General features: G+C 60.3%; 6 protein-coding genes and 1 pseudogene. 3 read left to right on the top strand and 4 right to left on the bottom strand.

Going from position 1 to position 6759, the window contains the following annotated elements:
* Positions 1-346 (bottom strand): annotated as a pseudogene (locus ACHWRX_RS01835) (peptidase S8); the annotation flags it as partial.
* An 85-nt stretch (positions 347-431) separates the two neighbouring features.
* Here ACHWRX_RS01835 and ACHWRX_RS01830 point away from each other — a divergent pair.
* The gene (locus ACHWRX_RS01830; RefSeq protein WP_394657876.1) at positions 432-929 is read left to right on the top strand and encodes a sigma-70 family RNA polymerase sigma factor; all 498 of its coding nucleotides are present in this window, start codon (positions 432-434) and stop codon (positions 927-929) included.
* On the top strand, positions 926-1729 hold the full coding sequence (locus tag ACHWRX_RS01825) for an anti-sigma factor family protein (RefSeq protein ID WP_394657875.1): 804 nt from the start codon (positions 926-928) through the stop codon (positions 1727-1729). Before ACHWRX_RS01830 ends, ACHWRX_RS01825 begins: the two co-directional genes overlap by 4 nt.
* A 119-nt stretch (positions 1730-1848) precedes the next feature.
* Here the strand turns inward: ACHWRX_RS01825 and fghA are convergent, their stop codons facing one another.
* Both fghA and ACHWRX_RS01815 read right to left on the bottom strand, forming a co-directional pair.
* Positions 1849-2691, bottom strand: coding sequence for an S-formylglutathione hydrolase (gene fghA / locus ACHWRX_RS01820; RefSeq protein ID WP_394657874.1), 843 nt, complete (start codon positions 2689-2691; stop codon positions 1849-1851).
* A gap of 162 nt (positions 2692-2853) precedes the next feature.
* A complete protein-coding gene (locus tag ACHWRX_RS01815) occupies positions 2854-3966 on the bottom strand; it encodes an S-(hydroxymethyl)glutathione dehydrogenase/class III alcohol dehydrogenase (protein ID WP_288415016.1) in 1113 nt (370 codons plus the stop codon).
* A gap of 166 nt (positions 3967-4132) precedes the next feature.
* Between ACHWRX_RS01815 and ACHWRX_RS01810 the strand changes: the two genes are divergently transcribed.
* Positions 4133-5368, top strand: a complete 1236-nt coding sequence (locus ACHWRX_RS01810) for a zinc-binding dehydrogenase (protein WP_394657873.1) — start codon at positions 4133-4135, stop codon at positions 5366-5368.
* A gap of 593 nt (positions 5369-5961) precedes the next feature.
* On the opposite strand, the gene ACHWRX_RS01805 is transcribed toward ACHWRX_RS01810, so the two are convergent.
* Positions 5962-6357, bottom strand: coding sequence for a hypothetical protein (locus ACHWRX_RS01805; protein ID WP_394657872.1), 396 nt, complete (start codon positions 6355-6357; stop codon positions 5962-5964).
* Positions 6358-6759: the final 402 nt, after the last annotated feature.

Raw genomic sequence — 6759 nt, 5'->3', positions numbered from 1 at the left:
CGTCGCTCACGGCGGTGAGGCTCTGCGCGTCGGGATCGAGCAAAAGCACCTCGCCCGCACGCGCGGGCTCGTGGTTGTCATCCCACTCTATCGCGCCGTCGCTCTCCCCTACAAGGCGGGTGAGCCGGGACAGGCGATCGCGCGCGAGGTCTGCGGCGCCGCCAACGACGGACCCGACCGGCTCCAGCGCGCGGTCGGCGATGTCGCGCGTGGCATCGCCGACGCGGCGCAGCGCTCCTACCGGATCGACGTTGCCCGGCAGGCCGAGCTGCGCTTGCGCAGGCCCGGCAAGGGCGAGCAGCGATGCAGATAGTCCAATCAGGCGGGTAAAATTGGTTCGATCCATCGTCTCGTCTTTATTTCTCAGACTTTCTCACACGCACGGATGAAACGGTGGCAACCAACCGTTTCATCCTTAGAACGGCATATTGATGAGCAACGCGACATTCTGCAACGAACTGACCGCCCTTCTGCCAAGGCTGCGGCGGTTCGCGCGCGGTCTGACTCGGGACGCCGCCGACGCTGATGACTTGTGCCAGTCAACTCTTGAGCGCGCATTGAAGGCTCGGAAGCAATGGGAAGAGGGGACGCGGCTCGACGCTTGGATATACAGGATCATGCGTAACCAATGGATCGACGAAACCAGAGCACGGGGCCGCCGCGCGCGCACCTTTGTCCATGAGGATGAGGGGATGACCGTAGGCACGCCGGGCGATATCGACGCAGAAAACCGAGTGGAACTCGGCAATGTCGGCCGCGTCCTCAGCCGGTTGCCCGACGAGCAGCGAGAGGCCGTGGTGCTCGTGCTGGTCGAAGGGTTCGCCTATAAGGAGGCGGCCGAGATCATAGGTATTCCGCAAGGCACGCTGACCTCACGGCTCGGGCGCGGGCGCGAAGCACTGTTGAAAGCGCTGGGAGAAACGGCATGAGCGTGACGCGCGAAGAACTGACCGCCTTTGCCGATGGCGAACTGTCACCCGAGGATGCCGCGCGCATCGAAGTCGAAATCGCTATGGACGCGGAGCTTAGCCGACAGCTGATTGCCGAACGACGCCTGCGTGCAGCGCTCAAACGGCAGCTCGATCCGATCCTCGACGAGCCGGTACCCGATGCGCTCAATGGGCTTTTGGCGCAGGCGGCAGCACAAGAAGTAGACAAAGGAGCGACTGGTGCGCCATCGGGCGAACCGGCTCAAGTGCTCGATTTCGCCGCCGCGCGTGAGCGGCGCAAGTTGGCGGAAAAGCAAGCCGCCAAGAAAGCGCGCGTGCCGATGTTTTCAAATCCGCGCCTAGGCTTCGCGCTCGCCGCTTCGCTCGTGCTGGGGCTGATGCTGGGCACCCAGTTTCACAGCGAGGGGTTGGTCATTGCCCCCAGCGGCGGAGGTCTGCGGGCCACGGGCAAGCTGGCCTCGGGCCTCGACGAACAACTGGCCTCCGCCAATCCTTCGGGTAACTTGCGCATCCTCACCAGCTTCCGCCGGCAAGGAGGCGACTTCTGTCGCGTGTTCGATGGCGGCGGAATAGCGGGCCTTGCCTGCAAGGATCGCAATGGCTGGGTGCTGGAGCGCACGATGGCAAGCAGCAAGATAGCGACGGGCGAATATCGCCAGGCCGGCTCTGCCGAGGCCGATCTTATGGCCGTCGCGCAGGACATGGCGCGGGGCGATCCTCTCGATCCAGATCAGGAACGGGCAGCAAAGGCGGCGGGGTGGTTAGGCTCCACCAAGTGAGAATGCTCCGATCGTCTTTGAGGTGAGCGTTGCCGGTTTGGAACGCCGCCATCGGGAAAAGCCGTGCCTGACTTCGACCGCGCCCGCCAGCCCGCCGTGATCGGCCATGATGATTTGGGTCATCGCCCTGAGTTGCCGAGACGCTCCGCATGCCAGCGTAGATGGTCGTCCATGAACGTCGAAATGAAATAATAGCTGTGATCATAACCGGGCTGCATGCGGATCGTCGCGGGCTGACCGACCTTTTCACACAATTCGGTGAGCAGATGTATCTTGAGCTGGCTTTCCAGAAAGTTGTCAGCCTCGCCCTGATCGACCAGCAGATCAGGCAGGCGCGCGCCATCCTCGATCAACGCGCAGGCGTCATAGGTGCGCCAGGCATCGCGATCGGCGCCAAGATAGCCGCCCAATGCCTTTTCACCCCAAGGGCAGTGAATCGGGCTGACGATAGGCGAAAATGCGGACACCGAGCGGAACCGGCCGGGATTGCGCAACGCGATGGTCAGCGCGCCATGTCCGCCCATCGAATGTCCGGTTATGCTCTGCCGGTCCATGTCGACCGGCAGGTGCCCGGCCACCAGATCGGGAAGTTCGTTCTCGATGTAGCGCCGCATCTGATAGTGGCGACGCCAAGGCTCCTGCGTGGCGTCGACATAGAAACCGGCGCCTTTGCCAAAGTCATAGGCATCATCGTCAGCCACACCATCGCCGCGCGGCGAGGTATCGGGGGCGATGAAGATGAGGCCGAGTTGTGCGCACAAGCGCCGAAACTCGCCCTTTTCGGTTACATTGGCGTGAGAGCAAGTCAGCCCGGAGAGATACCAGATGACCGGCAACCGTGCCCCGCGCTCATGCGCGGGTACGAAAGCCGAAAAGGTCATGGGCGTGCCCGTGGCCTCACTTTGGTGGGTGAAGACGCTTTGCGTCCCCCCATGGCTCAAATTGACGCTGACCTGCTCCATGATGCTGCCTTTCAGACGAACGTGTACGCGCATACCTTGTTACCAGCCGGGTCGCGCGGAAAGATTGGCGGAGAGGCCGGGCAGGCACCTACGCGAAAGTAGGTGCCGGAAGGTCCGCCGTCGCCCGGGTTGGAACCTAAAACGCTGTTTCACCGCAAGGCTTTAGAAGACGACGACGCTGCGGATGCTCTTGCCTTCGTGCATCAGGTCGAAGGCGGTATTGATCTCTTCCAGGCCCATGACGTGCGTGATCATGGGATCGATCTCGATCTTACCGGTCATGTACATGTCGACGATCTTGGGCACGTCGGTTCGACCCTTCGCGCCGCCGAAAGCGGTGCCGCGCCAGTTGCGGCCAGTGACCAGTTGGAACGGCCGTGTCGCGATTTCCTTGCCGGCTTCTGCAACGCCGATGATGATCGATGTGCCCCAGCCGCGATGGCATGCCTCCAACGCTGTGCGCATGACCTCGGTGTTGCCGGTGGCATCAAAGGTGTAGTCAGCGCCGCCATCGGTCATCGCCACGATCCGGGCCACCACATCCTCGCGGCTCATGCCCTGGGAGTTGAGGAAGTCGGTCATTCCGAACTTGCGGCCCCACTCCTCGCGATCGGGGTTGAGGTCGACGCCGATGATCTGCTTCGCACCGGCGAGCCGCGCGCCCTGGATCACATTGAGGCCGATGCCGCCCAAGCCGAAGATGACCACATTGTCACCCACCTGCACTTTGGCGGTGTTGATGACGGCGCCGACGCCCGTCGTCACGCCGCAACCGATGTAGCAACTGGATTGGAACGGCGCGTCCTCACGAATTTTCGCAACGGCAATTTCAGGTAGAACGGTGAAGTTCGAGAACGTGGAGCAGCCCATATAGTGGTAGATAGGCTGGCCCTTGTACGAAAAGCGCGTCGTGCCATCGGGCATCAGGCCCTGACCTTGCGTGGCGCGGATCGCGGTGCACAAGTTTGTCTTGCCTGACAGACACGATTTGCACTGGCGGCATTCCGGCGTGTACAGTGGGATCACGTGATCGCCAGGCTTAACGCTGGTGACGCCGGGTCCGACTTCGCGCACCACGCCCGCGCCTTCATGCCCCAGGACGCTGGGGAAGATGCCTTCGCTATCGAAGCCGTCGAGCGTGTAGGCATCGGTGTGGCAGATGCCGGTGGCCATGATTTCGACCAGCACTTCGCCGGCCTTCGGACCTTCCAGATCCAGCTCGACGATTTCGAGTGGCTTCTTGGCTTCGAATGCAACGGCAGCGCGGGTCTTCATACGATATCTCCTGTGGCGGCAGTGCCTAGCACTGTCCCCGGACGGTGATAATATGCTACTTCAGCAAGGCCGTATGTCATTTTAGGCACGATCGGCTGAGCCAGTGACAGGCTCAGAAGGCTTCATGGCGGTGGGGGTACCGGTCCTTATCGCCGGTGCGAACGTCATGACCGCCCGCAAGGTTCTTGCGGCAGATAACCTCAGACGGCCTGCTTGCTTCGGCGGTTTTGCACCCCATGTGCGTTGCGCATCCAGCATCACTCAACGGGAAACGAACATGGCCTTCACGGGACGCGAACTTCGTACCAAGATCGACGAAGAGGGAAATCTTGTGTTGTCGCTGGAGGAGGTCACGATCGACGATCCGGGTGATGACGAGATCATCGTGCGTGTCGAGGCCGCGCCGATCAATCCAAGTGATCTTGGCCTGCTGATCGGACCTGCCGACGTTACCAGCGCGAAGCCAGCGGACGATGGGGGCATCAGACTGACCCTACACGTACCGTCGCATCGCTTGCCAGCCGTCAAAGGCAGGATTGGTCAGTCGCTGCCCATCGGAAACGAGGGGGCGGGGACTGTGATCGCCGCAGGAAAGGATGCCGTATCGCTGAAAGGCCAGCGGGTCGGCATGATTGGCGGTGCGATGTATGCTGACTACCGTCGCATCAAGGCGCGTGATGTAATCCCTCTGCCGGCAGGCGCCAGCGCCAAGGACGGCGCTGCGATATTCGTCAATCCGCTGACCGCGCAGGGATTCGTCGAAACAGCCCTGACAGAGGGGCACAAGGCCATCATCCACACCGCTGCGGCATCGAACCTGGGTCAAATGCTCCAGAAAATCTGCCTTGCCGATGGCATACCGCTGATCAACATCGTCCGCTCGCCTGAGCAGGTCGAGTTGATGCGCGCGATCGGCGCGAAGTATGTTCTTAACAGCAAGGACGCAAACTTTGGCGAGGCGCTGACCGACGCCATTGTCGAAACCGGAGCCACCATAGCGTTTGACGCGATCGGCGGGGGCACACTGGGAGGCGAGATCCTGCAGGCGATGGAGCGCGCGTCTGTGCTTACCGCCTCTGAATATAATCGATACGGTTCGATGACATTCAAGCAGCTTTACATCTACGGGATGCTGGATGCCGCTCCGACAACGTTCGATCGCGGTGGCATCGGCTTTCAGTTCAGCATATCGGGATGGCTTCTCTTCCCGTATCTTCAAAAGGCCGGGGAAGCGGTAGCGCAGCGCTTTCGTGGCCGCGTGCTGGACGAACTGACAACGACCTTCGCCAGCAAGTACACGCGTGTGATCGGCCTGGCGGAAGCGCTTGATCCGGAAATACTGAACGCATACGTCCGCAAAGCAACCGGCGAGAAGTTCTTGATCGACCCGACCATCGGCTGAAAAGTGGCTGGAGTTATCGAATTACGCATGCCTGAGGAGGCGAGGGTAACCGTCTATAAACATCCAAATAATAACGAGCCAAACAAGCCTGTCTGGAACACCGAAGCCATAGCTTGTCCCTGTCAGAAACCTGGTGATCCGCCCCATGACGGCCGCAACAAAGAAAAAGATGGCCGAGCATCCCCATTGGGTCAAGATCGCTTAGGTTGCTTCCCTGAGGTTCAGCATATTTTCTTTTGCCAGAATATCTCGCACGCGCGCGTTCTGATCTAGTGGCGTCGCCTGCCCCTGCTCCTGCCCCGACTCGAAAGTTCGACCATCTCAAGCATACGGCAAAGGCGCAAGGTACCGCATTTCCTGCACCAGTTGCCCCATAGCTCTCGGGTATCGCGTAGCTGCCAATGCCTCAGCAGATCGTGCGCCATGCTTGTGGGCATTGCTAATACCCTTCGGCGCGCCGCTGCCCTCCCCACCGCGCATCCGACAGCGCCGACTCATCTTTACCGCCGGGGATTGGCACGTCGTCCACGAGCGGGTCCGTGCTAGGCAGCGCGGCGCATTCGTCAGATTGGCCGGCTCCGGCTGCATGGGGGTTAATCGGCTGATTGTCCATATTGCTGGCCCCCGGTGTGATGGTGGAATTTATCGACGATAACCGCCTGGCCGCCCTCGTTAACGTGGACATGACGCACCGTCCGTTTGCGCGGGTGGTGCAGCTTCGCCAGTGCTTCGAGCGTTGGTGCGGTCGGGTTGGCGCGAGCCCAACCTCTCACGGCCGGGTGGAGATGGTCCGAATTTAAGACGTGATACATCCCGATGACAAGCTTCCGTGCAAGGTGCCCGAGCGCGTTTTGATCTACAGTAAGCCAGAAGGGATGCAGCGTAAGATAGACCTCGTCCTTAGCGAATTTAGAGAAGATCATACCTAGCCAAGCGCACGGTTTTTCTCGTCGCAGCGTGAAATTTATGCCGGAATGTTGGATGGCCAACGGCCTTGCTACAAGGGATGCGAGCCGCAAGGCGCGCGTCAGGATGAGCCAGCATCAGGACCGCGCCAGGCCGGCAGAGGCGATGCAAATGCCGAAACGCGGTTCAGGGAGCGCCCCTCAGTAACACGTAAAAAGGTTCGCATCTCGCTTGCTCAGCTTTTTTTCGCAAACACGTTTGGATAGGTTTTTTGAAGTCAATTTAGATCTGCTGATGGTTTCTCTGAAATTATCAAGAATCGGTCATTATCGCATTTGCTACTGGCGAGATCGCAGACGATGGCTGCAACATGACAAGAGACACCTCGTCTGAAATCAAATGAGCGCCAAGGAGAAGCGTAATGGATTTGACAGATATCTTACCGGGAAAGCTCGGCTTTGGCGCAGCACCGCTCGGCAATCTGT

Origin of the sequence: uncultured Novosphingobium sp., assembly GCF_964277725.1 — a bacterium.
Taxonomy (GTDB): Bacteria; Pseudomonadota; Alphaproteobacteria; order Sphingomonadales; family Sphingomonadaceae; genus Novosphingobium; species Novosphingobium fluoreni.
This window is presented reverse-complemented; position numbering and strand designations above follow the sequence as displayed.

What these genes read in the sequence shown, in the direction of transcription:
- fghA (WP_394657874.1), bottom strand. Translation starts at nt 2,691, where the DNA reads ATGGAGCAGGTCAGCGTCAATTTGAGCCATGGGGGGACGCAAAGCGTC.
- ACHWRX_RS01810 (WP_394657873.1), top strand. Translation starts at nt 4,133, where the DNA reads ATGACCGCCCGCAAGGTTCTTGCGGCAGATAACCTCAGACGGCCTGCT.
- ACHWRX_RS01830 (WP_394657876.1), top strand. Translation starts at nt 432, where the DNA reads ATGAGCAACGCGACATTCTGCAACGAACTGACCGCCCTTCTGCCAAGG.
- ACHWRX_RS01825 (WP_394657875.1), top strand. Translation starts at nt 926, where the DNA reads ATGAGCGTGACGCGCGAAGAACTGACCGCCTTTGCCGATGGCGAACTG.
- ACHWRX_RS01815 (WP_288415016.1), bottom strand. Translation starts at nt 3,966, where the DNA reads ATGAAGACCCGCGCTGCCGTTGCATTCGAAGCCAAGAAGCCACTCGAA.